This window comes from Mycobacterium malmoense (genome assembly GCF_019645855.1).
GTDB lineage: Bacteria > Actinomycetota > Actinomycetes > Mycobacteriales > Mycobacteriaceae > Mycobacterium > Mycobacterium malmoense.
Genome location: NZ_CP080999.1, coordinates 4,455,725 through 4,479,901 on the forward strand (window position 1 = coordinate 4,455,725; position 24,177 = coordinate 4,479,901).

20 protein-coding genes and 1 tRNA gene are annotated in these 24,177 nt (G+C 66.8%); 13 read left to right on the forward strand and 8 right to left on the reverse strand.

Translation table 11 applies throughout. The annotated features are described in order from the left end of the window. Nucleotides 1–301 precede the first annotated feature (301 nt). The 4 genes from K3U93_RS25065 to K3U93_RS20470 all read left to right on the forward strand — a co-directional run bounded on the left by K3U93_RS25065 (nt 302) and on the right by K3U93_RS20470 (nt 4,431). Nucleotides 302–481, forward strand: coding sequence for an LpqN/LpqT family lipoprotein (locus K3U93_RS25065; protein ID WP_230981702.1), 180 nt, complete (start codon nt 302–304; stop codon nt 479–481). A 106-nt stretch (nt 482–587) separates the two neighbouring features. Next, on the forward strand, nt 588–1,073 hold the full coding sequence (locus K3U93_RS20460; RefSeq protein ID WP_083011943.1) for a hypothetical protein: 486 nt from the start codon (nt 588–590) through the stop codon (nt 1,071–1,073). A gap of 366 nt (nt 1,074–1,439) precedes the next feature. Further along, on the forward strand, nt 1,440–3,119 hold the full coding sequence (locus K3U93_RS20465) for a PPE domain-containing protein (RefSeq protein WP_083011940.1): 1,680 nt from the start codon (nt 1,440–1,442) through the stop codon (nt 3,117–3,119). Nucleotides 3,120–3,207: 88 nt separating this feature from the next. Next, nucleotides 3,208–4,431 carry an FAD-dependent oxidoreductase gene (locus tag K3U93_RS20470; protein ID WP_254893623.1) on the forward strand — a complete coding sequence of 408 codons (1,224 nt, stop codon included), beginning with the start codon at nt 3,208–3,210 and terminating at the stop codon, nt 4,429–4,431. A 36-nt stretch (nt 4,432–4,467) separates the two neighbouring features. On the opposite strand, the gene K3U93_RS20475 is transcribed toward K3U93_RS20470, so the two are convergent. Genes K3U93_RS20475 through galT form a run of 3 tightly spaced genes read right to left on the reverse strand, consistent with a single transcriptional unit; the run spans nt 4,468 to nt 7,384 of the window. Then, nucleotides 4,468–5,229 (reverse strand): Mut7-C RNAse domain-containing protein, encoded by a 762-nt coding sequence (locus K3U93_RS20475; RefSeq protein ID WP_230981492.1) that lies wholly within the window; start codon nt 5,227–5,229, stop codon nt 4,468–4,470. Next, nucleotides 5,220–6,311 (reverse strand): galactokinase, encoded by a 1,092-nt coding sequence (locus K3U93_RS20480; RefSeq protein WP_083011932.1) that lies wholly within the window; start codon nt 6,309–6,311, stop codon nt 5,220–5,222. Before K3U93_RS20480 ends, K3U93_RS20475 begins: the two co-directional genes overlap by 10 nt. Continuing rightward, nucleotides 6,308–7,384 (reverse strand): galactose-1-phosphate uridylyltransferase, encoded by a 1,077-nt coding sequence (gene galT / locus K3U93_RS20485; protein WP_176220051.1) that lies wholly within the window; start codon nt 7,382–7,384, stop codon nt 6,308–6,310. The genes K3U93_RS20480 and galT overlap by 4 nt, the downstream gene beginning before the upstream one ends. A 265-nt stretch (nt 7,385–7,649) precedes the next feature. Between galT and K3U93_RS20490 the strand changes: the two genes are divergently transcribed. Together K3U93_RS20490 and K3U93_RS20495 are read left to right on the forward strand one after the other, a co-directional pair. Next, the gene (locus K3U93_RS20490; RefSeq protein WP_230981503.1) at nt 7,650–9,740 is read left to right on the forward strand and encodes an FUSC family protein; all 2,091 of its coding nucleotides are present in this window, start codon (nt 7,650–7,652) and stop codon (nt 9,738–9,740) included. A gap of 50 nt (nt 9,741–9,790) precedes the next feature. Next, nucleotides 9,791–10,969, forward strand: coding sequence for an FAD-binding domain (locus K3U93_RS20495; RefSeq protein ID WP_071512134.1), 1,179 nt, complete (start codon nt 9,791–9,793; stop codon nt 10,967–10,969). Here K3U93_RS20495 and K3U93_RS20500 read toward each other — a convergent pair. Next, the gene (locus tag K3U93_RS20500) at nt 10,957–12,318 is read right to left on the reverse strand and encodes a cytochrome P450 (RefSeq protein ID WP_083011926.1); all 1,362 of its coding nucleotides are present in this window, start codon (nt 12,316–12,318) and stop codon (nt 10,957–10,959) included. The genes K3U93_RS20495 and K3U93_RS20500 overlap by 13 nt on opposite strands. 454 nt (nt 12,319–12,772) lie before the next feature. Between K3U93_RS20500 and K3U93_RS20505 the strand changes: the two genes are divergently transcribed. Together K3U93_RS20505 and K3U93_RS20510 are read left to right on the forward strand one after the other, a co-directional pair. Next, nucleotides 12,773–14,002 carry a cytochrome P450 gene (locus K3U93_RS20505; protein ID WP_083011924.1) on the forward strand — a complete coding sequence of 410 codons (1,230 nt, stop codon included), beginning with the start codon at nt 12,773–12,775 and terminating at the stop codon, nt 14,000–14,002. A 197-nt stretch (nt 14,003–14,199) separates the two neighbouring features. Continuing rightward, nucleotides 14,200–15,549 carry a hypothetical protein gene (locus K3U93_RS20510; RefSeq protein WP_083011921.1) on the forward strand — a complete coding sequence of 450 codons (1,350 nt, stop codon included), beginning with the start codon at nt 14,200–14,202 and terminating at the stop codon, nt 15,547–15,549. Nucleotides 15,550–15,559: 10 nt separating this feature from the next. On the opposite strand, the gene K3U93_RS20515 is transcribed toward K3U93_RS20510, so the two are convergent. Beyond that, nucleotides 15,560–15,913 carry a VOC family protein gene (locus K3U93_RS20515; RefSeq protein WP_071512130.1) on the reverse strand — a complete coding sequence of 118 codons (354 nt, stop codon included), beginning with the start codon at nt 15,911–15,913 and terminating at the stop codon, nt 15,560–15,562. Nucleotides 15,914–16,015: 102 nt separating this feature from the next. On the opposite strand from K3U93_RS20515, the gene K3U93_RS20520 reads away from it, so the two are divergent. Beyond that, nucleotides 16,016–16,222, forward strand: a complete 207-nt coding sequence (locus tag K3U93_RS20520; protein ID WP_083012001.1) for a LysR substrate-binding domain-containing protein — start codon at nt 16,016–16,018, stop codon at nt 16,220–16,222. A gap of 422 nt (nt 16,223–16,644) precedes the next feature. On the opposite strand, the gene K3U93_RS20525 is transcribed toward K3U93_RS20520, so the two are convergent. Together K3U93_RS20525 and K3U93_RS20530 are read right to left on the reverse strand one after the other, a co-directional pair. Beyond that, entirely contained in the window at nt 16,645–16,899 is a 255-nt protein-coding gene (locus tag K3U93_RS20525) for a hypothetical protein (protein ID WP_083011919.1), read from the reverse strand. Nucleotides 16,900–17,430: 531 nt separating this feature from the next. Beyond that, nucleotides 17,431–17,516: transfer RNA gene (locus tag K3U93_RS20530), tRNA-Tyr, on the reverse strand. Between the two features lie 69 nt (nt 17,517–17,585). On the opposite strand from K3U93_RS20530, the gene K3U93_RS20535 reads away from it, so the two are divergent. Beyond that, nucleotides 17,586–18,077 (forward strand): YajQ family cyclic di-GMP-binding protein, encoded by a 492-nt coding sequence (locus K3U93_RS20535; RefSeq protein ID WP_071512126.1) that lies wholly within the window; start codon nt 17,586–17,588, stop codon nt 18,075–18,077. 169 nt (nt 18,078–18,246) lie between these two features. Beyond that, nucleotides 18,247–19,743 carry a flavin-containing monooxygenase gene (locus K3U93_RS20540; RefSeq protein WP_083011999.1) on the forward strand — a complete coding sequence of 499 codons (1,497 nt, stop codon included), beginning with the start codon at nt 18,247–18,249 and terminating at the stop codon, nt 19,741–19,743. A 4-nt stretch (nt 19,744–19,747) separates the two neighbouring features. Here the strand turns inward: K3U93_RS20540 and K3U93_RS20545 are convergent, their stop codons facing one another. After that, entirely contained in the window at nt 19,748–21,226 is a 1,479-nt protein-coding gene (locus tag K3U93_RS20545; protein ID WP_083011917.1) for a trypsin-like peptidase domain-containing protein, read from the reverse strand. Between the two features lie 162 nt (nt 21,227–21,388). On the opposite strand from K3U93_RS20545, the gene K3U93_RS20550 reads away from it, so the two are divergent. Both K3U93_RS20550 and K3U93_RS20555 read left to right on the forward strand, forming a co-directional pair. Beyond that, nucleotides 21,389–22,414 carry an NAD(P)H-dependent glycerol-3-phosphate dehydrogenase gene (locus K3U93_RS20550; RefSeq protein WP_071512124.1) on the forward strand — a complete coding sequence of 342 codons (1,026 nt, stop codon included), beginning with the start codon at nt 21,389–21,391 and terminating at the stop codon, nt 22,412–22,414. Nucleotides 22,415–22,651: 237 nt separating this feature from the next. After that, on the forward strand, nt 22,652–24,166 hold the full coding sequence (locus K3U93_RS20555; protein ID WP_083011914.1) for a SulP family inorganic anion transporter: 1,515 nt from the start codon (nt 22,652–22,654) through the stop codon (nt 24,164–24,166). Nucleotides 24,167–24,177 lie beyond the last annotated feature (11 nt).

Consider the following 24,177-nt stretch of genomic DNA (forward strand, 5'->3'; position numbering starts at 1 on the left):
TAGTTATGTCCAGCTCGGCTGCCCGAAAGCTACCGACGTAGGAAACCGTCCCCGGAAACCTGTGAGAAGCGACAAACAAATAGGGAGATGTCGCGTTAGCTCGCAGCTCGCCCTCGCGTTACGGCTCGCGTTGCCCGGGCCGCCGTAACTATCATCGCCGCAGGTCCGGGGACCCAGCACCTTCCCACCACACCCGGACCGCTAGCTGACGTCGACCAAGCCAAGCTGCAGAACCCGCCGGGTCACCAGGGGCTCTGGCAACGGAAGCGCATCAACGCTCAGCGGCTTCCAGACGTGGCAGATCAGTGGCTCCCACGTTCCGGACGGCAAGAAGGGCGCCGTGGCACAGAAGACGGTCGCGATCCCCGGCCGGGGCGCCGTGTTCGTGCTTCAGCCCAACGCCAACCCCCTCGACAGCGGCCAGGCCGCGTCGATGGACGCTATGAACATCATCGACAGCCAAACGACCATCAGCTCCTGACGTCCGAGGCCGCGGGCGCCCGACCGGCAATGTCCTTCGGGCTCCCCTCCGACGAAACCGACCGGCGACGGCAACAAAGTGTCCATTTGGCCTTACGGTGTTTGGCATGGCAGAACAGTCGCCCGCGATAGACGTCAGTCACCCGCCGTCGGCCCTACTCCGGCTCGTCAACCCGGTGCTGGGCTTCCTGCTGCGCACGCCGCTCGCCGGGCCCGCACGCAAGCAGTTGATGGTGTTGAGCTTCACGGGGCGAAAGACGGGGCGGCCGTACTCAATCCCGGTGAGCGCCCACGTGATCGACAACGATCTCTATGCGCTGACCGGCGCCTCGTGGAAGCAGAACTTCCGCGATGGCGCACCCGCCCAGGTGGTCTACGACGGCAAGACCACCGCCATGCGCGGCGAGCTCATCCGCGACCGCGCCGTCGTCTCCGACCTGTACCACCGCTGCGCCGAGTCCTACGGCGTGCGGCGCGCCCAGCGGATGATCGGATTGAAATTCCGCGACCGGCGGATACCGACGCTCGACGAGTTCGCCGAAGCGGCGGACCGGCTCCACCTGGTGGCGATCCGGCTCACCCCAGCCGGGTAGGGCCCGATATCGCCGACCGCGCCACAACCCGCCATGGAGCGAATTAGACTGCGCGAAAAGGTGTTTCATGACGAGCAACACTTCACTGCCCGCGGCTCGAGGCTCCTAAGCTCTAAGAAAACCCGGGCCCACCCCAGCCCGCCACGCACCATCCTCACCCCCGCGCGGCGTCCCCTAGCCATGCCAATCGGTGCCTCTATTGAAAACGATTGTCATTAGGTCCGCTTCGCAGTAACATCTGGTCTACCGTTTAATGAAAATGATTTTCATTAAACGGGCAGGTTTCTGCGTAAGCACTGATGGGAGGCCTGTCATGAGACTGCGCACGAACGCGGCGGCCACGTCGTATCTCACCGGCGGCCGGCGATGACCGCCCCGGTCTGGATCGCTTCCCCACCGGAAGTGCATTCGGCGCTGCTGTCCAGCGGGCCCGGACCCGGTCCGTTGCTGGTGGCCTCGGCAACGTGGAACTCGTTGAGCGTCGAATACGCTTCAGTCGCTGAGGAACTCAGCGCGGTGTTGGCGTCTGTACGGGCCGGCGCGTGGGAAGGCCCGACCGCCGAGGCGTTTGAGGCCGCATATGTGCCGTATCTGACGTGGCTGATGCAGGCCAGCGCCAACAGCGCCGCGACGGCCGCCCAGCAGGGAACCGTGGCCACGACTTACACCGCCGCGCTAACGGCGATGCCGACCCTGGCCGAGTTGGCCGCCAACCACGCCACCCACGCGGTGTTGGTGGCGACCAATTTCTTTGGGATCAACGCCATCCCGATCGCGCTCAACGAGGCCGACTACGTGCGGATGTGGATTCAGGCCGCCACCGTAATGAACACCTATGAGGCGGTCTCGGAGGCGGCGGTGGCGTCGGCGCCGCACAGCACCGCGGCACCCGCGATCGTGAAAGCCAACGCGCCTGCGGCAGGAGGCCCGCCAATGCAGCCGCCGCCGGACCCTGGCGCGGGACCGTTCTACGCGTTTTTCACGGTGCTTGACGAGCTGATACAGCAAATTATCCCGGCTCAGGATGTCCCGCTGATCGGTCAGCTGTTCTCTCCGTTCACCAGCCCGGCGGCGTTAGCGCAACTGGTGGCGAGCATAGACACGCTTGAGGCACCGACGCTATCTGCTTCACTGCCCATCCAATCCGAATCCGTGTCCGTGATAGTTTCATTCGGCCAGGGGTTAATAGCCTCGGCTGGTCCCGAGTACATCGTTCCGGTCTCGCTGCTCGTCGCGTACCTGGTCGGCTTTCACGTAACCCTTTTTATACTTCAGGACCTGCATTTCCTGGTGTCGCTTCCGCTCATCCAGGCGCTGTTGGTGCCCTTGGCGACCGCGCCCCTGGCGGCGATCGCATCAGGCGGCTTTGCCGGCTGCGCGGGGCTGGCCGGTTTGGCCGCGATACCTACGGGTGTCGAAACGATCCCCATTGCGCCGATCGTCGTGCCGCAGCCGGTCGTCAGTGTCGCCCCGGTCTTGAGCCCTGCCCCGACCCCGGCGCCATCCCCGACTTTGGCGCCAGCCCCGGCGTCGGCCCCGGCTCCGGCTCCCGCGCCCACCGCGCCCACCGCGGCCGGTGCCGCGCCACCGCCGGCCGCGGGGCCGGGGCCGTTTCCCTACCTGGTGGGTGGCGGCCTGAGCATGGATTACGGGGCGAGCGACCAAGCCAGCACCAAAAAGAAGGCGCCGGAGCCCGATATCGCCGCAGCCGCGGCGGCGGCCACGCCTGGGGAACAGGCGCGGGCGCGTCGACGCCGGAAAGCGAAAGTGGAAATGCTCGGCCGCGGGTATGAGTACATGGACCTGGAACCGGAGCCCGAAGGCTCGGCGAACGGCGACCAGTTGAGCGCTGTGGCCTCCAATGTGGGCGGCGGACTTTTCGGGCTTGTCGGGACGGCGGGCAAAGGCATCGTCGAGGCGGCGGGGTTGACCACGCTGGCCGGCGAGGCCTTCGGCGACGGCCCAGGGATGCCGATGGTCCCCAGTAGCTGGGACTACGGCCTGGCCCAACCCGGCCCAGCCGGCAAAGGAGGAGACGACAGCTAGGGGTGCCACCTTGCAATTACTCGACAATGGGTCAATGGAATATCTGGTCACACGCATGACCGTTGCGTGCCGAAAGGGGTAGCGGAAGTTGGTTGAGCGTTCTCCGGATTCGACGACTTGCGTCATCGCCGGGGGCGGGCCGGCCGGAATAATGTTGGGGCTGTTGCTTGCCCGCGCCGGAGTGGCCGTCACGGTGATGGAAAAACACGCCGACTTCCTGGGCGACTTTCGCGGCGACACCATACACGCGAGCACCCGGCGGCTACTGGAGGAACTCGGCCTCGGCGAGCAGTTCGCGCGACTTCCCCACCAGGACATCGAGAGCGTGCGTGGTCCGGTTCGGGGCAATTCAGCCGGCGTCGAGCCGCGCCGGGGCCCGCGGCGGCGCATCGCCAAAGTGTCCCAGCGGGACTTCCTTCAACTGCTGGCCACCGCCGCGGCGGCCGAGCCGACTTTTCGGCTGCTGCGTAGCACCGAGGTGATGGGCCCGCTGCGCCAGGGCGGCCGAGTCGTCGGCGTCCGCTATCGCGGCCCCGACGGCACAACCCGGGAGTTGCGCGCCGATCTAACCGTGGCGTGCGACGGTCGCTGGTCCACGCTGCGTTCCGCGATGGGGTTGACACCGCGCAGCTTTCGCGTGCCGATGGATCTGTGGTTGTTCCAGTTGCCCCGCTACCCCGACGATCCGCCGGAACTATCGGGGATGTCCCACATCGGCCAGCGATGCACCACCACCAACAGGGGTGACTACTACCGGATCGGCTTTCGCATCCCCAAGGGTCAGGACGCGAATCTGCGGGCGCAAGGCATCGAGGCGCTCCAACGCGATGTGGCGTCGCTGGTGCCCAGCCTCGCTGACCGGGTCGGCGAACTCACCTCGTTCGAGGACGTGAAACTGCTTGACGTTCAAGTGAATCGGCTACGAAAATGGTACGCCGACGGAATCCTGTTCATCGGTGACGCGGCACACGCCATGTCGCCGGCCGGCGGTATCGGGGTCAACCTCGCAATCGCCGACGCCGTGGCCGCCGCGCGGATTCTGGCGGGCCCGTTGCGCGACGGCAGATTATCCACCCGTCACCTCGCGCGGGTACAAATCCGGCGGGTTATTCCCGCTGTCATGGTCCAGACGGTGCAACGCATCCTGCACGCGAGAACGGATGCGGCGCTGAGGTCAGGCGAAACCACCGGCCGCCGGCCACCCCGGCTGATGATGACCGTCAGCCAAAGTGCGCCGGTACGGGCGATCTTCGGCTATGTCATTGGGGTAGGCCCGTTTTCCGAGCACGCACCGACCTTCGCGCGCCGTTGACAGTGCAGCGGTCGGCCGTCGCGGCACGTTCATCCGTCAAAGCCGCCGGCAGATCCTGTCGACCAGGCCGAGCAACCTTACGTAATGCGAACCGGCCCAATAGATCCGCCCGCATTCCGTGCAGCGGCCGAACACCTCGTAGTACTGGCGGGTCAACGGCTCGAGCTGGTCGATCACGTCGTGTTTGGCAACCGCGGCCAATTTGCCGTTGCACCGCACGCACCAGCTCAACGGCGCCAGCCGTTGCCCCAGATCCAGCCGCCTCATCACCTCGACCGCCTGCTCCTCGGCATGCTGGGAGTGGACGAATAGGCCATGCGTGATGGCCCTGCGCTTCAACAGGCCCCGGTCGCGGGTGAGCAGGATCCGCTGCTCGTTCAGGCTGACGTCGGCCAGGGTCGCGTCGTCGGCGTCGCTCGACCACCACACGTCGACGCCGAGCACGCGAAGCAGCCGCGCGAGCCGCCCGAGGTTCACGTCAACGACGAACCGCGGATCGCGCAACGGCGCCGGCCGCAGCCTGGCCGTCGACCCGACGTCCAGCGACTCGAACATCGGGTAGGCGGCGATGCGGTCGCCGGCGCTCGGGCGGTAATCGAAGCCCCGCGATGATCCGTTCACCAGGATGAGGTCGACCTCGGTATGCGGAATGCCCATCGCCTCGAGCACGTCCTTGACCGTCTGATGGCTCCGGAACGGGCGGCGCACCGTCACACCGCGCGACTCGGCCGGCAAGAAGTCGTTGAGCTCGGCGTACGCCCGAACGTCCACGTGGCCGCCCGGGTCGCTTACCGACACGGCCCCGCGCCCGCGGCCGCGCGGGTTCGGGTGATCGCCGGCCGCTCGAATCCGGCGGCACATACCGCCCGGTGCACCGCCTCGCCGACCGCTTCCGCCCGGTCGGTCGGGACCAGGGCGATGACGCAGCCGCCGAAGCCGCCGCCGGTCATCCGGGCGCCCAGGGCGCCCGCGCGCACCGCGGTATCGGCGATCAGGTCGATGTGCTCGGTAGTGATTTCGAAGTCGTCGCGCATGGACGCGTGCGAGGAGGTCATGATGCGCCCGGCCTCGGCGAGGTCCGAATCACCCAGCGCGGCAACAAAATCGAGCACCCGACAGTTCTCGGTGAGCACGTGACGGGCGCGACGGGCGTCGAACCGGTCGGCCACGGAGGCCACAACCGAGGGCCCGCGATCCTGGACCTCACGCAGCGACGCGACCCCCAGATCCGCGGCCGCCCGTTCGCACGACGCGCGCCGGGCCGCATAGTCGCCGCCGGCGTGGCGATGGCGGGCCCGGGAGTCGATCAGCAGCAGCGCAACACCCTGAGCGTCCGGGTCGAAGGCCACCGGCGCGACGGTGAGATCACGGAAGTCGATCAGCAGCGCCGTCGACGGCTTGCCGAATAGCGCGGCCAGCTGGTCGAGCAAACCCGTTGGGGCGCGGACGTATTCGTTTTCGGCGCGCTGCGCCAGCCGTGCCCGTTCTTTGGCGTCGATGCGCACGCCGGCGGCCGACGCGATCGCGCCCAGCGCCGCGCATTCCAGCGCCGCCGAGGAAGCCAGGCCCGACCCCATCGCCACGTCACTGGTGATCGACATCGCGCCGCCCGGCACCGGGTGGCCAGCCTGGCGCAGCGCCCACATCACCCCGGCCACGTAGCCGGCCCAGCCGGTCACGTCGCCGGGAGCCGTGTGCAGCGGAATGCGCACCGAGCCGTCCGCGCGGTCGCTGCCCACGGTGATCGCGTCGCCGTCGTCGGGGGTGAACGCCACCACGGTGCGCTGCGGTAGCGCGATCGGCAGCGTGAACCCCAGGTTGTAGTCGGTGTGCTCGCCGATCAGGTTGATCCGCCCGGGGGCCGCATAGCGGATCGTCATCCCAGATCCCTGAGCCGCCGGGCCACGCTCTCGGGTGTGACGTCGCTGATGAACGCGTCCATCGCCGACTCGGAGGCCGCCAGGTACTTGAGCTTGGTGGCGCTGCGCCGGATCGACATCAACTCGACGTGGAAGTAGCCATCGGCCTGCGTCTCGGTGGCAGCGAACTGGTGCAGCGCCGAAATGTACGGCAACGGAGCCGAATACATGCGATCGAACCGGCCCAGCACGTCGAGGTACACCCGCGCGAACCCGTCGAGCTCGTCCTCGTCGAGCTCAAGGAGGTTGTGCACGAACCTGTTTGGGTAGATGTGCACCTCGACCGGCCAGCGCGCCGCGAACGGCACGAACGCCGTGAACAGCTCGGTGCGCGCGACGACGCGACCGCCGTCGGCGACCTCGCACGCCAACAAGTCGGCAAAGAGGTTGCGGCCATACAGCATTCGATGTTCGCGCGCCCGCCCCAGCATGGCCGCGGTTCGCGGCGTCAGATAGGGGTAGCCGTAGATCTGACCGTGCGGGTGGGTCAGCGTGACCCCGATTTCCTCGCCACGGTTTTCGAAACAGAACACCTGCTCGATGCCCGGTGTGGCCATCAGGTCGGCGGTGCGGTGCCGCCACGCCTCGACGACCAGCCGGGCGTGCGTGGGTTCCAGGTCCGCGAACGACCCGGTGTGGTCGCTGGAAAAACAGATCACCTCGCTGCGGCCATACCCAGGAGCGGACACAAAGCCGTCATCCGCGGACGTCAGCACACCGGCGCCGGCCAGACTCGGGAACCGGTTCTCGAAGACGACGACGTCGTAGTCGGGGGCGGGCACCTCGCTGGTCAGCCCGGTTGGGCCCGGACACAGCGGGCACTGCTCGGCGGGCGGCTTGTAGGTGCGGTCCTGGCGCAGCGCCGCGATGATCACCCACTGCCCCGTCGACCGGTCGAACCGCAACTGCGACTGGCCGGGTTCTCGCTCCGGCAGCGGCCTGCGATCGGCGACCGGCGCCGGACGGTGGCCGGGCAGCGCGAAGAACAGCAGGTCACGGCCGTCGGCCAGCTTCGCCCGCGTCGGCGCTGTCACGATGTCGAAGACTAGCTTGGAGATGTGCTGTCCGCCCGCGAGGAGACACAGAATCGCACGCGCGGTGGCCGGACAGTGCGACTCTGCGACTGCTCGCGGATAGGAGAGGGGTCACCCGATAACCGTTTTCTATGAACGAGCCCGCAACTGGTGGATCGGCTCGGATCCCGGATGGCTGCGGCTGCGGATAGCGACCCGGACGACGGCCGCGCTCGGCTGTTCCCTGCTGATCCTCGATGTCCTGACCAGGGCCACGGGACGGCCCTTGGGCGTCACTTTCCTCGGGGTCGTCATCTCGATGATCGCGGCACGATCCGTCCGCGAGCCGGACCCACATCAGCAGCGGATCACGATGGCGTTGCTGCCGCTGCCGGCTGCGCTTGCCATCGCCGCCGCCGCACTGCTCGCCCCACACAAGGTGCCCGCCGACGTCGTCTTCGTCATGATCGTGTTCGCCGCGGTCTATATCCGCCGCTTCGGGGCGCGCGGACAGGCGCTGGGGATGGTCGCGTTCATGGCCTACTTCTTCACGCTGTATCTCCAGGCCCGCGTTTCGGAGTTGCCCTGGCTGATCGGGTCCGTCGTGGTGGGAACGGCGTGCACGTTTGTGGTAACCACCTACGTTCTTCCCGATCGGCCAGAACGCGTGCTGCGCGCCACCATTCGTTCGCTGCGAGCGCGGATGGCCATCGTGGTCGACACCACCGCCGACGCACTGCGCACCGGCCGCCTCGACGACCGGCGGCGTCGCCGCATGCGTACACGGGTCGCCCGACTCAACGAAACCGCGTTGATGATGCAGAGCCAAATCGAAGACCAAGCCAACCCGGCCACTCCCTGGCCCGGGATCAGTGCCGAACAACTGGCGCCGTGGTTGTTCGACGCGGAACTGGCCGTCGAATGGGTCGCGATCGCCGGTCAACGCGCCGCCGCCGTCGAACCGGCGATACCCGCACCCACCCGAGCCGAACTGGCCGCGGCGCTGACCGAGCTCGCATGGGCCATCCGGACCCCGGAACCCGACGGGCTGCGCAGGGCCGCGGACCGCGCCCAACAGGTTCTCGACAAGCAGCCAAGCCCCACCGCAACCGACAACCCCGCCCAGGCCGCGGCGCGCCGTGCTGCCCTGGCGATTATCGCCGCGGCGGAAGCGACCACCGAAATCCGAGCGCTCGTGGAGCGCGCGGCCGCCACGCACGAAGGCACGGGCGCACCACCGCGCGCATCCGACGACAGCGGCCCGGACGCCGACGCCGCTCGCGGGCAACCGCGCGATGGTCTGCTGCCGACGACGCGGCAAGCCATCCAGGTTTCCGTCGCCGCGTCGCTGGCCATCGTCACCGGCGAGGTCGTGTCGCAGTCTCACTGGTACTGGGCGTTGATCGCGGCGTTTGTGATCTTCGCCGGCACCAACTCGTGGGGCGAAACCCTGACCAAGGGCTGGCAGCGGCTGGCCGGCACCATCCTCGGCGTCCCCTGCGGCGTGCTGGTTGCCACGCTGCTTTCCGGGCATACCGTCGCGTCGCTGGTGACGATCTTCGCGTGCCTGTTCTGCGCCTTCTATTTCATGCAGGTGACCTACAGCCTGATGGCCTTCTGGATCACCACGATGCTGGCGCTAATGTACGGGCTGCTGGGCGAATTCACTTTCGACGTCCTGCTCCTGCGCATCGAAGAGACCGCGATCGGCGCCGTCATCGGTGTCACCGTCGCGATGCTGGTGCTGCCCACCAACATCAGACCGACAATCGTCAGCGATGCCCGCGCCTTTTTGGCGACGCTGTCTGCCCTGGTCGAGACGTCCGTGGCCACCATGTTCGATGGCGACGACACCGCCAGCCCGATCGAGCGGGCGCGTCAACTCGACCGGGACCTGCAGCAGTTCCGTGTCACCGCCAAGCCGCTGTTGGCGGGGGTCGCCGGGCTCGCCAACCGGCGAAGCATTCAACTTGGCCTGCAGCTGTTCATCGCCTGCGACCACTACGCGCGAAACCTGGCTCTCAGCGCCGAGCGGTACCAGGATCCCGCCGGCACGCGAGAACTCGCCGACGCGTTTATGTCGGCGGCGGCACAGACCCGACGCAACATCGACGCGCTGGCCGCCGCTCTCGACGGCGAGCACGAGCCGACCATCGGCTCCGTGACCGACGACCTCGATACCGCCGAGGCCCTGGCCCGGGAGCAGGACGACGAACCGCGGCCCGGCACGCGGCGATTCCTCACCGCGGTGCACGCGCTTCGCCAGATCGACCGGGCGGTCGTGACCGCGGCGACCGACCTTGACCTTGGTGCGCGAGCCGGCCCGAAGGCGCTCAGCGTGAGCCCGACCGTGAAACCTTCGCAGGCCGACGCCTGACGGATCCGCCGGCGTGCCGGGGGCGACTGGCCCCGAGGCAGAATTGCCGTATGCGGGTTGCGATCAGCGGTGCAGGCGTGGCGGGCGCGGCGCTGGCCCACTGGTTGCATCGGACCGGCCACGTCCCGACGCTGATCGAGCAGGCGCCGAAATTCCGCACCGGCGGCTACATGATCGACTTCTGGGGCGTCGGTTACCAAGTGGCCAAACGCATGGGCATCGAAGACCCGATCCGCGCCGCGGGATACCGGATCGAATGGCTCCGCTCCGTCGGCTCCGGCGGCAAGGTGAAAGCGGACGTGGACGTCGACGTCTTTCGTCGCATGATCGGTGACGACTTCACCAGCCTGCCCCGCGGCGACCTGGCCGCCGCGATCTACGCCACGATCGACGACAAGGTCGAGGCGATCTTCGGCGACAGCATCGCCACCGTCGACGAGCACGATGACGGTGTTCGGCTCACCTTCGACCGGGGCGCGCCGCGCGATTTCGACTTGGTCATCGGCGCCGACGGATTGCACTCCAACGTGCGCCGTCTCGTCTTCGGACCCGACGAGGATTTCGAGCACTACTTGGGCTGCAAGGTCGCGGCATGCGTGGTCGACGGCTACCGGCCCCGCGACGAGCTGGTCTACGTCACCTACGGCGCTCCCGGCCGGCAGCTGGCGCGTTTCGCGCTGCGCGGCGATGCCACCATGTTCTTATTCATCTTTCGCGCCCACCGCGACAGCACCGGACTGGCGCCAAAAGACCAGTTGCGCAATCAGTTTGGCGACGTCGGCTGGGAATGCCGGGATATGCTGGCGGCGCTCGACGACGGCCCGTCCGGTGTCGAAGACCTGTACTTCGACGTCGTCAGCCAGGTCCGGATGGACCGCTGGTCGCGCGGCCGGGTGCTGTTGATCGGCGATGCGGCGGGGTGCATTTCGCTGCTGGGCGGCGAGGGCACCGGCCTGGCGATGACCGAGGCGTACGTGCTGGCCGGCGAGCTGGCGCGGGCCGGCGGCGACCACCGCCCCGCTTTCGCTGCCTACGAGGCGCGCCTGCGTCCCTTCATCAAGAGCAAGCAAGCCGGTGCGGCAAGTTACATCGGCTTCTTCGCGACGCGGACCCGACTCGGACTGTGGTTGCGCAACGTGGCGATGCGCGCGGCGAACTTCGCGCCGCTGGCAACGCTTTTCACGGGCAGCATGCGCGACGACTTCGAGCTGCCGGACTACGGCATATAGCCCTGCCCTGCCAGTGCCGGCGCTGGGACCTCCCTGATCGCGTTGACGCGGATCCGCGCGCCGTGGTGCGGCGCCAGGATGACGTGCTTGAGCCTCTGGCGTTCGCCGGCCGCCGTGCTGGCGCTCAACTCGACCCGGCGCAGAATCTCGCGCAACACCACACGCATCTCGACCATGGCCAAGCCGGCGCCGAGGCAGCGACGGTTGCCGCCGCCGAACGGGAACCACGTCGTCGGGCTCAGGGTGGCACCCAGCATCCGATCGGGGTCGAATCGGTCCGGATCCGGATACACCGCGGCGCTCGCGTGCACCAGCCCCATCCCGGGGGCCACCAAGACCCCGGCCGGCAGTCGATAGCCGGCCAGCTCGACCGGCTCGGTGAGCACCCGGCCCACGTCGAACACGGGCGGACGGACCCGCAGCGTCTCCTTCGCCACCGCGTCGAGATACTCGTCGCCGGCCGCGTCGCCCGCCGCACCGGTTTGGGCCGCCCGCGTCGCCCTGGCCAACACGGCCGGATGGCGGGTCAGGCGTTCCAGCGCCCAGGCCAGCCCCGTCGCGGTGGTGTCGTGCCCGGCCACCAGCAGCGTCATGAGCTGGTCTCGCAGCTCGCGGTCGGTCATGGTGCGTCCGTCTTCGCCGGCGCGCACGAGCATGGAAAGCACGTCAGCCCGCGCGGCCAGGTAGGGGTCGGCACGGCGGTCGGCGATCTCCGCGTAGAGCAGGCCGTCCGCCGCCGCGATTCGACGGCGCAGCCCTCGCCACGGGCGGCGGTCCAGCAGCTTCGGGTTGACCAGCGCCAGCGTCGCCCACGGGCCCACGTTGAGCAGCCGCGGCATGATTTTGCGCAGCGCGACGAGCCGGGCCGGATCGGTGGCGCCGATGACCGTCTGCAGGATCACCTCGAGCGTGATTTCCGACATCTTCGGCGCCGCTGGGAAGCCTTTGCCCACCGGCCACCCGGCGATGTTCGCCGCGGCGATCTCGGCCATCAGGCCGGCCTGGCGCGCGACGGCGTCGCGGTGGAATGGCGCCAGCATCAGACGACGCCGCTCCCGATGCGCGTCTTCGTCGATCACCAAAATCGAGCTGTCCCCGAGCAATCCGCCCAATATCGAATTCGCCTCGCCGGCATGGAAGACGCGCGGGTCGCCGGCAAACACCGCCTTGATGTCGGCGGGATCGGCCAGATACACCAGCGTGCCGACCGACGCGATCCGCAGCGTGAAAACGCTGCCATACCGTCGCGCGCAGGCGGCGACGAAGCGGGGTCCGTGACGCACCGACAACACCGCCTGGACCGACCGGGGAAGCCGGGGTCCGGGCGGCAGCGCGGCACGCGTGGCTATGGCGTTCCAATGTTTAATGTCACAAGTCTACGACCGACATCGCAAATTCGTCGTCGCGAAGCTCGGCGTTCAACGCCGCCGCTGGCCGAGTCCCGTTCGGGCCTAGCCGATTTGGTCGTATGCGTATTCCCGCCATCGCGGCGACGGTCACCGGCTCACCGATGCCCACGAGCGATCCGAGCGTCCCCCTGGTGGCTATACACTTTTGACTTTATGTATGGCGATTGAGAACCCGCCGTTGCACCTGGACGATCGCGCACCCATCCCGGAAAGCACCAGGCGGCGGCGCTCAACCGGGTAACCCGAATGTTCGCGTCGAGCAATAGAAATCGTTGACAGCCACCTACCCTGGCCATACATTGTGTGAAAGTCGTCGCGAGCTAAAACGTTCGCGCAACGTACCGCATCAGGCGGGCAGGTGAGGAAATTGGGTCTGAACCCGGCGAGCGGATTCATGACCGTCGGTGCCGTTCCGGCAAGCGTTTTCGACGCCGACCTACCGACGCTCGCGTACGGCCTCGAGGAAACTCCGGCCGAGGTCTATCCCCGCCTCCAGGCGGCGCAACGGCAGGCCCCGGTCGCGCTGGGGCCGCACGGGCCCGAGGTGCTCTCCTACCACCTGGTCCGTTCCGTTCTCCGGGATCCCCGATTCCAGATCCCGCCCGGCCTGAATCTGCTCGTCCAGGGCATCACGTCGGGTCCGTTGTGGGACAAGGTGGTCAACAGCCTGCTGTGCCTGGAAGGCGAGGCACACCATCGGCTGCGCAGCCTGACGTCCAAGGCATTCACGCCCCGAGCGATCCTGCGCCTGCACGACGCCATGGTCGACGTGATGAACGAGATCGTCGATCGGGTCGCCGCCGCGGGCCGCTGCGACGTCGTCACCGACATCGCGCGTCCCTACCCCGTTCCGATCATCTGCGCGTTGCTCGGCGCGCCCCGCGAGGATTGGCAACGGTTTTCGTTGTGGGCGGACGACGTCTTCAAAGCCTTCAGCTTCACCGTCGACCTCCGCGAGGTCGAGCCCGTCGTCATGCGCGCGTGGGGGCAGCTCGACGACTATGTCGACGACATGGTCGCCCGGCGCCGGCACAGCCTGACCGACGACCTGCTGTCCGATCTGATTCGCGCCGAGGACGACGGCGATCGGCTCAACACGGCCGAGCTGCGCATGCTCGCGGGCGGCCTCCTGCTGGCGGGCACGGACACCACCCGCAACCAGGTGGCCGCCTCGGTGCACGTCCTGTGCGAACACCCGGAGCAATGGGAGCTGCTCAAGGAGCATCCCGAACTGGCGATGCGCGCGGTCGAGGAGACCATGCGCCACTCCCCGATCGCGTGCGGAACGCTTCGCCTGGTGGTCGAGGACGCCGAGCTCGGCGGTTACCTGTTCCCCGCCGGCACGATGGTCCTGGTGAATACCGCTGCGGCCAACCGTGATCCGGCCGTTTACCACGATCCGGACCGTGTCGACATCACCCGCGAGGGGGCGCCGCCCATACTCACCTTCGGCGGCGGCGTCCACTATTGCCTGGGAGCCAACCTGGCCAGGCGCGAGATCGCCGAGGCGCTCAACGTCCTCGCCCAACGGTTGCCGAACCCGCGCACCGCCGGACGGGTGCCGTGGAAGCCGATGGTGAGCCTGAGCGGGCCCATGAGTCTGCCCATCGAGTTCGACCGATAGGCTCCCACGCTTGCGGGTTTCCCGGACTCAACCCGTTCTGGTTAAGGGCTTGACGACGGAACTCGTGGATATTCCGAACGTGCAGGTCACATCGCCGATGAATGCATGGCGAACGTCGGGCCACGGTGCACGGGTCGCGGTGGTGCCCGGCCGGCTTTACGCTCGTTGGTTGCACGAACTTAACGGGGGTTTTGTTGATGAATGGGGTTAAGGGGCGGACTGTGCCCAAACACAGGCTTGCCCCGGTCGCGTTTTCCGTCTCCCTCGTCCTCGCGTCCTGTTCGGAAACCGCTTCCCCACCCGCGGCCACACCCACCACCTCGACTTCCACTTCGGCAACCACTACCGGCACGGCTCCCGCGCCGCCTTCGGTAACCGGTCCTTTGGAGAAAGACTGGAAGAGCTACGGCGGAACGGCCTATTTCGGATGTCCCGACAAATTCTCCCTCAGCAAATCAGCGCTCGAGGACATCCGCCCCAAGGTATTCGACACCAAGACGGGGCAATACGTCGCGCCGGCCATTCCCACGGTTCCAGCCGGAGAAAACCTGACCGGTGGCATGTGCGCGCTGACCGGCACGACCGACGACATGAAGGCGGTCTACGTGGTGACGACCCTCAAGCCGGCGCAAACGTCGGAACCCGAAGCCACCAAGGCGACCGCATACGCGTTCGACCTCAAGACGAGCCAGCCACTGGTAACGAAAGAACTGCAGCCCCCGACCCCCGATCTGAAACTGACCGCCGCGAACGGATGGGGGCTCGCCGCAACCGCGTCCGGCGTGGCGTGGGAAAACGCCTTCACCGACGGGCATAGCGCCGCGTCGCCGCCTCGAACGGTAATCCTTTCCGGTACCGACCTGTCGACGGTGTGGAGCGACCCGCAACCGGGCCGCGCGTGGCAGGACGTTCTGTCATTTCAACGAAACACCGACGTTGGCAAGACGTCGGGCGCGGAGCTGCGCCGGCCGAACGGGGAAGCGATTTACCAGGACAACGATATCTGGACCGTCGATGCCGAATTATCCGACGGCCCGGACAAATTGGTGAAAATCACGCGCCGGGATTCCTACAACCCTCCGGTCGTGTCGACCATGTTTTATGACCTGAACGCAAAGGCCGTCATCAAGGTCGGCGATTCGGACCGGATTTCCGGCGGCGGATTGACCGCGACGTTGTCGGACGGCAAATTATTCGTCGACGGTCGCGATTCGGATAGTTCACAGTTCGGCTTCGGGGTGTGGAACCTGCGAGCCCAACAATGGGCCTTGCTGAAGAATCGAGACGACGCCAAGAAGCTGTCGATTTCCAAATTGGCGTTCTTCGAAGACCACCTCTACGTCACGAACGCCGACAGCACGTTCTCGGTAATCGCCTTGCCCGCAACCGATCCGGTCGCGTCAAACTGGTCGGTCCGGCCTTTTAAGCGGATATCCGGCTGGACGCTGGTATGCCGCGGTGAAACGGCTCCGGTCTCGAACGGGGAGTGCAGGGAAATCGTCATGGTACAAGACCAGGACGGCCACTACCCCGGTCCGTGGTTCTGAAGGCTGTCTTTCACCGAGCCAGCGGCTTGTAGAAGACCAGGCCGTTGCCTTTGTTGTCGTAGACCACGGCCCGGCGTTCGTGCGCGTCGTCGTACGGGCCTTTCACGATGCCGCCGCCGCTGGCCTCGACAGCCTTGGCCGCGGCATCGACATCGGCGGTCTTGATACCGACGACAACCTGCCCGGGTATGGGATGGTCCACCGCGGTCGCCAGCGCCAGGGTGACCGGCCCACCATCAAGGGCGGCGAAGTGCGCCCCGTCGCGGAACTTCAGCGGCATCCCCAGGGTCTCGCTGTAAAACCGGATCGATTCGTCCAGATCGTCGGTCGACAAGACGATCATCTTCACTTCTTGCTCGCTCAACTGATTCCTCCTGTGGCTAAATCGCTTCCAGACTAGGCCGAGACTGCACTCGCAAAGTGTTGCCCTTAACACACCAAACCTCAACGGCAAGGGCGCGCCACGATCGGCACGGCCGCGGTCTATATCCGAAAGGGCCTGGGAATCGGCTTCCTGAGCTGGTCCATCTTTGACGACATCGACGATTCGGGCCTGGCGACGGTCCGCATCGCCGACCACGACCTCCAACGGCGGTGGTACGTCGCGACCTGTGCGACCCGCCCGCCCAGCGCCCTGCTTTCGCTGATCGAGGAAGTCATCTCACGCCGGTGAGTGACCCCGCCACAGGGCGGGTCTGAACGCCGAGCCTGTAAATCTGCAGGCACCCACTCGCACTTTGTCTGCAGATTTACAGGCTCGCGAGACCCGGCGACGATGCAGACAGCGGGACGTGGCCGGGTGAATCGGCACCGGCATCGTCCTCAAGTTGCTGCTGAACCTGTTCCACGTGATCAGGGAGCTGGGGCAGCTTCCGCGCGGCATCAAGGCGGTGTATCTGCACCTACGCTCGCGGGTGCCGCTCGTCGACCACACGACAGGCGAGGTCCCCAGTCATTTCCTGGAGGAGTTCAGCGACCAAGACCAGAGTCCGAAGCTGGTGATCGAGGGATGGACCACATGCGGCCCCCGTCCAAGCACGAGACAAGGGGCGCTCAACCAACGGATTGATGGCCGCCCTCACGGGTCGCTTTGCCTTAGGACGTCGCGTTTGACGCCAAGCCGCCGCCCACCACATCGGCCTTGAGCTTGGCAACGTCGTTCTGCAGCGTGATCACGGCGGATTCCAGCGCCGCGATGGCGTCAACGATGGCGGAAACATCGGTCGGTGTCGGCGTGGGTCCGAACCACTCGATCGCCGTGCGGGAACTGTTCCACGTCGAGCACAGCTCCTGCGTGATCGGCGGCAAGCTGCCCCCGGCCAGGTAGAGACTGAAAGCGCTACTCATCATTCGGCCGCCTCCCGTTCTTTGATGGTGATGTTCGGCGCGATCCGAGGGCGGTAGTCGGCGCGCGGATACGGCAGATGGCCGCGACGGGCCTCAGTGAGGATCGGCGAGTAATGGGGATGCCCGACACCATGCGGTAATACCCGGCCGCGGCAGGTCAACGACGCCAGGAAACTCCCCGCCCGACCGCTTGGGCCAACGCATGAGTCCACCCTTTTTCAATGTTCTCATGGTTTTCGTACAACAACACCTAGCATCGCCGCATGGTGCACCCCTGATCTAGGGCCACAAGTCCCTAGACGGGCGGATCCTGGGCTTGCCCTTGGTCCCAGGCCGCGTTGACGTCAACTCGCCGGCGTTTCTGCCGAAGAAGCCGGCTGCCGGTGCCGGCCAAATGCCAACGGATGCACATCAACCCGAGTCAAACGCGCTGACATCCCCGGTCGGGTTACGCTCGACACACATGCGGCACCTCACACACCTTGAGCGCGTGCCGACGTCGCGGGAGGGGGTTGGCCCAAAACCCCCGAGAAGTGGTGGCAGGTACAGGATTCGAACCTGTGTAGGCGTAAGCCGACGGATTTACAGTCCGCTCCCATTGGCCGCTCGGGCAACCTGCCGCATAGCAGGGTACAACGAGCGGGTAGACAAGGCACAAACGGCTACCACCGGATGAAGGGACGGATCGAATGGCTGACTCATCGTTCGACATCGTCAGCAAGGTCGACCGGCAGGAGGTCGACAACGCGCTCAACCAGGCCGCCAAGGAGCTGGCCACCCGCTTCGACTTCCGCGGCACCGACACCAAGATCGCCTGGAAGGGCGATGAGGCCGTCGAGCTGACGTCGTCCACCGAGGAGCGCGTGAAGGCCGCCGTCGACGTCTTCAAGGAAAAGCTGATCCGCCGCGACATCTCGATGAAGGCCTTCGACGCCGGCGAGCCGCAAGCCTCGGGCAAAACCTACAAGGTCACCGGCACCATCAAGCAGGGCATCAGCAGCGAGAACGCCAAGAAGATCACCAAGCTCATCCGCGACGAGGGGCCCAAGAACGTCAAGACCCAGATCCAGGGCGACGAGGTCCGTGTGAGCAGCAAGAAGCGCGACGACCTGCAGGCCGTCCAAGCGCTGCTGAGGAACGCCGACTTGGACGTCGCGCTGCAGTTCGTCAACTACCGGTAGCCAGCGCGCGATCCGGATGCGCGCCGAGCGTAACGCCACTGCGAAAACGCGGCCGGCATTTCGCAGTGGCGTTACGGTCGGCGACCGCTCGACATCCCCACGCGCATCTTCGCCAGCCCGAGTCGCATGACGGACCCCTGGCCCGACCAACCGGTGGGTGCCTAATGTGGTGACCGTGACCCCCTCCGAAGCCGACTGCGTCGACGTCGTCATCGTCGGCGCCGGTATCTCCGGCATTGACGCGGCCTACCGGATCAGCGAGCGCAACCCGGACCTGACCTACACCATCCTGGAGCGGCGCGCGCGGATCGGCGGCACGTGGGATTTGTTCCGCTACCCGGGCGTGCGCTCCGACAGCAGCATCTTCACGCTGTCCTTTCCCTTCGAGCCGTGGACCCGGAGAGAAGGAGTCGCCGACGGCGTCCACATCCGCGAGTACCTGAGTGCCACCGCGCACAAGTACGGCATCGACCGTCACATCCGGTTCAACAGCCATGTCCGCTCGGCGGATTGGGATTCGTCCACCGACACCTGGACGCTCACCCTGGAAGACGGGGCACAAGGCGGCGCCCGAAAGCAGATCCGCGGCCGGTTCGTGTTCTTCGCCACCGGCTACTACAACTACGACGAGGGCTACACCCCCGACTTCCCCGGGATCGAAAAGTTCGGCGGCACCGTCGTGCATCCCCAGCACTGGCCGGAAGGCCTGGACTACACCGGCAAGAGGGTCGTGGTGATCGGCAGCGGGGCGACCGCGGTCACGCTGATCCCGTCGCTGGCGCGCCGCGCCGCAAAAGTGACCATGCTGCAGCGCTCGCCGACCTATCTCGTCTCGGCGTCCAAATACGGCACGTTCGCCGCCGTCGTCCGTAAGGTGTTGCCGCGCAGGGCTTCCCACGTGGTCGTCCGAATGTACTGCGCATTGACCGAGGCGATCTTCTGGTTCTTGTCCCGCAAGCTGCCGGGGCTCGTGAAGTGGCTGCTACGGCGCAAGGCGATCAACAGCCTGCCCGACGGCTATGACGTCGACACCCATTTCAATCCGCGGTACAACCCGTGGGACCAGCGGATGTGCCTGATCCCCGACGCCGACCTGTACAACGCCGTCAGCGACGGCCGCGCCGAGGTGGTCACCGACCACATCGACCATTTCGACGCCACCGGCATCGCGCTCGCATCCGGCGGGCACCTCGACGCCGACATCGTCGTCACCGCCACCGGCCTGCAGCTGCAGGCGCTGGGCGGGGCGGCGATCGGCATGGACGGCGTCGGGATCGACCCCCGTGACCGCTTCGTCTACAAGGCGCACATGCTCGAAGACGTGCCCAACCTGTTCTGGTGTGTGGGCTACACGAACGCGTCCTGGACGTTGCGCGCCGACATCACGGCCCGGGCGACGGCAAAGCTGCTGGCGCACATGGCCTCTCACGGTTACACCCACGCGTACCCGCACCGCGGCAACGAGCCGATGCCCGAAAAGCCGTCCTGGGACATTCAGGCCGGCTACGTGCTGCGGTCGCTGCATGCGCTGCCCAAATCCGGCACCAAGCGACCGTGGAACGTGCGGCAGAACTATCTCGCCGACGCCATCGACTACCGCTTCGACCGCATCGGGGAGGCGATGGTCTTCGGCCGGGTCGCCGACCGGGCGCCGGTGGCGGGGTGAAGCCTCAACGAATTCGATCGGCTTCCCACGCCGATTCCCCAACGGGGACTTGCTTCCCGCAATTCGGGCAGAACTTTTCGGCGGGATGGTGTTGCGCCCCGCAGCTCGAACAGAAGTGGGGTTCGGTGGCCGTCGGCCGTTGCGTGGCGCCCGTGTCTGCCGACGGACCGGCCGCTTCGGTGGTGGCCGCCGGCCGGCGCGGAAACGGTTGGAAACGAGAAACTTCGGCCGGGGACAGCAGCGGCCAGCGGCTCCTCACCACCATGAAGGTCAGAGCCGCGCCGGCGGCAAGCACCAGCACGACACCGCCCACGGTGTACCACACCAGGTTTGCGCCACTGAACACCGAGACGTCACCGTATTGCTGCCGCAGGTTGACCGCGTTGGTTCTGAGGTCCACCAGCCCGGGATAGTCGGGCGACATCAACAAGGTCTGGTCGAAATCATCGATCGCTTCGGTGTAGTGGCCGGAGTAGTAATGGTCGAGCCCCTTGCGGTAGGAGACGTCGGCGGGTCCGAGCCTCGCCTTGACGCCCTTGCTCGCCAATATCGCGGCCAGGCCGTCGGCGGGTGAAATGAAGTTGAACGGCTGCGGTTCGCCGAGGGGCGACGAGCTGTTCACGCCGATCACCTTGCCGTTGAGTTCGATGGTCGGACCGCCGCTCATGCCTTCCGAGATCGCGGCATCGATTTCGTATTCCGGAACGCCGCCCATGGTCGACTTTTTGCTGACCGTGCCGCCCTTGTTCGTCGGATCCAACGACGGATCGGTGACTCGTCCGGTGCTCTGCGAGAAACCTACCGCGAGAACCGGTGTGCCGATGTTGACTTCGGCGTCGGTGGCCAGCTCGGACGACGGCAGGTTGCGCTTGTCCACCTTGAGCAGAGCGACGTCGCCCTTGCCGAGAGGCCGGAAATCCACGACATTGGCGGGCATCTTGCCGGCGACCTTTGTCCCGGCGCCGTACAACACCGTGAGGCTGGTCTCGGGACCGCGGTCGGCGGTGTCGCCTTCCACTCTCGCGTTCTTGCGAAGCCACTCCAATGTCGTGGCCGGATCCCGCGCTTCGGGCGCACCCGGGAATTGATTGACGTATTCGTTGGCGGCCCGCTTGAGTATCAGGTCCTTGGCGCTCTGCGGATCGACGCAGTGACCCGCGGTCCCCACCCAGCCGTCGGGATTGACGACGAAACCGGTGCAGCTCCAGGTCGCGATGAAGGGCATGTTCGAACCCGCGCCGAATTGAGACAGGATCTGGCCGTCGGGCAGCCGGACCTGGCCGTAGCTTTGGGCGGCGAGGTATACCACCGCCGGCCGTATCATGGCCGCCGCCCTTTCCTCCGGATTTGCCTGCGGATGACCGTCATCGGCGGCCGCGATGCCGGGTGAGCCAACCAACACCGCGAGCGCAGCCGCCGACAGCAGCGCGGTCGCCCGGCGACGCGCGGCGCCGCCCCCCGGCCGGCCCGCGCGTCTGGGCATGCTTCCTCCTTGTATCAAACCTGGCTTCGACGATCCGCCAGCGCGCGTGATGAGGGTAGGGACCGAAGTCCCATGCCCAGGGGGTCATTGGTTTCGATTTCGCCGGCCGCGCGGTTGGTGAACCGCTTCTAAATCCCGGGTGTCGGCAATACGCTGGTCGCCATGGCAGCCCAGATGCGCGAACCCAACGTCGTTGTGCTCGGTGGCGGTTCCTGGGGAACCACCGTGGCGTCGATCGGGGCGCGCCGCGGGCCGACGCTGCAGTGGGTGCGCTCCGAGGCGACGGCTAAAGACATCAACGAAAACCACCGCAATTCCCGGTACCTGGGCCCGGATGTCGTGCTCAGCGACACGCTGCGCGCCACCACCGACTTCGCCGAGGCCGCCAACTGCGCCGACATCGTCGTCATGGCCGTTCCCTCGCATGGCTTCCGGGGTGTGCTCACCGAGCTGGCCAAGGAACTGCGGCCGTGGGTGCCGGTGGTGTCGCTGGTCAAGGGGCTCGAGCAGGGCACCAACGCGCGGATGTCGCAGATCGTGGAGGAGGTGCTGCCCGGTCATCCGGCGGGCATCCTGGCCGGCCCGAACATCGCGCGCGAGGTGGGCGAGGGATACGCCGCCGCGGCGGTGCTGGCCATGCCCGACCAGCACCTGGCGACCCGGCTGTCGGCATTGTTCCGCACCCGGCGCTTCCGGGTGTACACCACCGACGACGTCGTCGGTGTCGAGATGGCCGGGGCGCTGAAGAACGTCTATGCCATCGCGGTCGGGATGGGCTATTCGCTGGGCATTGGCGAGAACACCCGTGCGCTGGTGATCGCCCGCGCGCTGCGCGAGATGACCAAGCTCGGCGTGGCCTTGGGCGGGAATCCGGAAACGTTTCCCGGGCTGGCCGGCCTGGGCGATCTGATCGTGACCTGTACCAGCCAGCGCAGCCGCAACCGTCACGTGGGCGAACAACTCGGCGCGGGCAAGCCGATCGACGAGATCATCGCGTCGATGAACCAGGTCGCCGAGGGCGTCAAGGCCGCCAGCGTGATCATGGAGTTCGCCAGCGAGTTCGGGCTGAACATGCCGATCGCCCGCGAGGTCGACGGGGTGATCAACCACGGCTCGACGGTCGAGCAAGCCTATCGCGGCCTGATCGCCGAGGTGCCGGGACACGAGGTCCACGGCTCCGGGTTCTGACTTGGCCGGTTGGCCCGGCGGCGACGAAAAGATTTGCATTCGATATGCGCCCGGCCCGTCAGCTTGACCCGCGCCTGACCGGCAAAATACCGTCGAACGAGGCGGCCAGGCTTTGACCCGCGCGCTGGGCGCAGCTGTAATCGTCTGTGCACCAAGGTGTTACGCAGGCGTAACCAGGTGCGATACGGGGCGGATATCGCGACATCCCCCGCTAGGACCTAACGAGGGAAGCGACGGATGCACAACATCGACCAGCTCAGCGAGCACGGTCTTGACCAGGGCCGCACGGGATCACGAGGCGGCCGGATGCGCTCGGTCATCCGGCACGACTTACCTTCGTCGCTCGTGGTTTTCCTGGTCGCGCTCCCGTTGTCGCTCGGGATCGCGATCGCTTCGAACGCCCCGGTGCTCGCCGGCCTGATCGCCGCGATCGTCGGCGGAATCATCGCCGGGGCCATCGGCGGATCGCCGCTGCAGGTCAGCGGTCCCGCGGCCGGCCTGACCGTCATCGTTGCCGATCTCATCTCCGACTTCGGTTGGGGCGTCACGTGTTTGATCACCGTCGCCGCGGGCGTGCTCCAGGTCCTGATGGGGCTCAGCCGCGTTGCGCGGGCCGCGCTGGCGATATCACCCGTCGTGGTGCACGCCATGCTGGCCGGCATCGGAATCACCATCGCGTTGCAACAAGCGCACGTGCTGCTGGGCGGAAAGTCCAAAAGCACGGCCTGGCACAACCTGATTGACCTGCCGGGTCAAATCGTCGGCGCGCATCGGCCCGGGGTCATCCTGGGGACACTCGTGATCGTCATCCTGGTCGCGTGGCGCTGGGTCCCGGCCCGACTGCGCCGCATTCCGGGCCCGCTGGTCGCCATCGTGGCGGTGACGGTGATCTCGGTGGTCTTCCCGTTCCACGTGCGGCGGATCGACCTCGACGGGTCGCCGCTGGATGCGCTGCGGCTGCCGGACATTCCGGACGGTAACTGGGGCGCGATCGCCGTCGGCGTGATCACGGTCGCGCTCATCGCCAGCGTCGAGAGCCTGCTGTCCGCGGTTTCGGCAGACAGGATGCACACCGGCCCACGCACCGACTTCAACCGCGAGTTGATCGGGCAGGGCGCCGCAAACATCGTTTCGGGGACCGTCGGCGGGCTGCCGGTCACCGGGGTCATCGTGCGCAGCTCAACCAATATCAACGCCGGCGCGAGATCCCGCGCCTCGGCGATACTGCACGGCGTCTGGATCCTGCTCTTCACGGTTCCGTTCGCGGAGTTGGTCGAAGAGATCCCGACCGCCGCGCTCGCGGGCCTGCTCATCGTCGTCGGGGTTCAGCTGCTCAAGCCGGCGCACATCGAAACCGCAATGAAGCACGGGGATCTCGCGGTCTATGTGGTAACGGCGGTCAGCGTCGTCTTCCTCAACCTGCTGCACGGCGTGATGATCGGGCTCGCGCTGGCCATCGCGTTGACCGGATGGCGGGTGATCCGGCCCCGGGTCGACGCCCAGCCCGCCGGCGAGGAATGGCGCGTGGCCGTCGAGGGGGCCGCGTGCACCTTTCTCGCCCTGCCCCGGCTGACGCGCGTGCTGGCGTCCGTCCCGGCCGGAAGGGTTGCTACGGTGGACGTTTCGGTCAACTACCTCGATCACGCCGCGCACCAGGCGATCACCGACTGGCGGCGCCAATATGAGGCCACGGGTGGCACGGTCCGGATCCTTGGGACGGTCGAGACGGGCCACCTCGCACGAGCCGCCTAATCGAACCCGGA

Coding starts and splice junctions, on each gene's coding strand:
- K3U93_RS20460 (WP_083011943.1), top strand. CDS start 588: ATGGCAGAACAGTCGCCCGCGATAGACGTCAGTCACCCGCCGTCGGCC.
- K3U93_RS20465 (WP_083011940.1), top strand. CDS start 1,440: ATGACCGCCCCGGTCTGGATCGCTTCCCCACCGGAAGTGCATTCGGCG.
- K3U93_RS20480 (WP_083011932.1), bottom strand. CDS start 6,311: ATGACGATCCGCTATGCGGCCCCCGGGCGGATCAACCTGATCGGCGAG.
- K3U93_RS20495 (WP_071512134.1), top strand. CDS start 9,791: ATGCGGGTTGCGATCAGCGGTGCAGGCGTGGCGGGCGCGGCGCTGGCC.
- K3U93_RS20505 (WP_083011924.1), top strand. CDS start 12,773: ATGACCGTCGGTGCCGTTCCGGCAAGCGTTTTCGACGCCGACCTACCG.
- K3U93_RS20510 (WP_083011921.1), top strand. CDS start 14,200: ATGAATGGGGTTAAGGGGCGGACTGTGCCCAAACACAGGCTTGCCCCG.
- K3U93_RS20525 (WP_083011919.1), bottom strand. CDS start 16,899: ATGATGAGTAGCGCTTTCAGTCTCTACCTGGCCGGGGGCAGCTTGCCG.
- K3U93_RS20535 (WP_071512126.1), top strand. CDS start 17,586: ATGGCTGACTCATCGTTCGACATCGTCAGCAAGGTCGACCGGCAGGAG.
- K3U93_RS20545 (WP_083011917.1), bottom strand. CDS start 21,226: ATGCCCAGACGCGCGGGCCGGCCGGGGGGCGGCGCCGCGCGTCGCCGG.
- K3U93_RS20550 (WP_071512124.1), top strand. CDS start 21,389: ATGGCAGCCCAGATGCGCGAACCCAACGTCGTTGTGCTCGGTGGCGGT.
- K3U93_RS20555 (WP_083011914.1), top strand. CDS start 22,652: ATGCACAACATCGACCAGCTCAGCGAGCACGGTCTTGACCAGGGCCGC.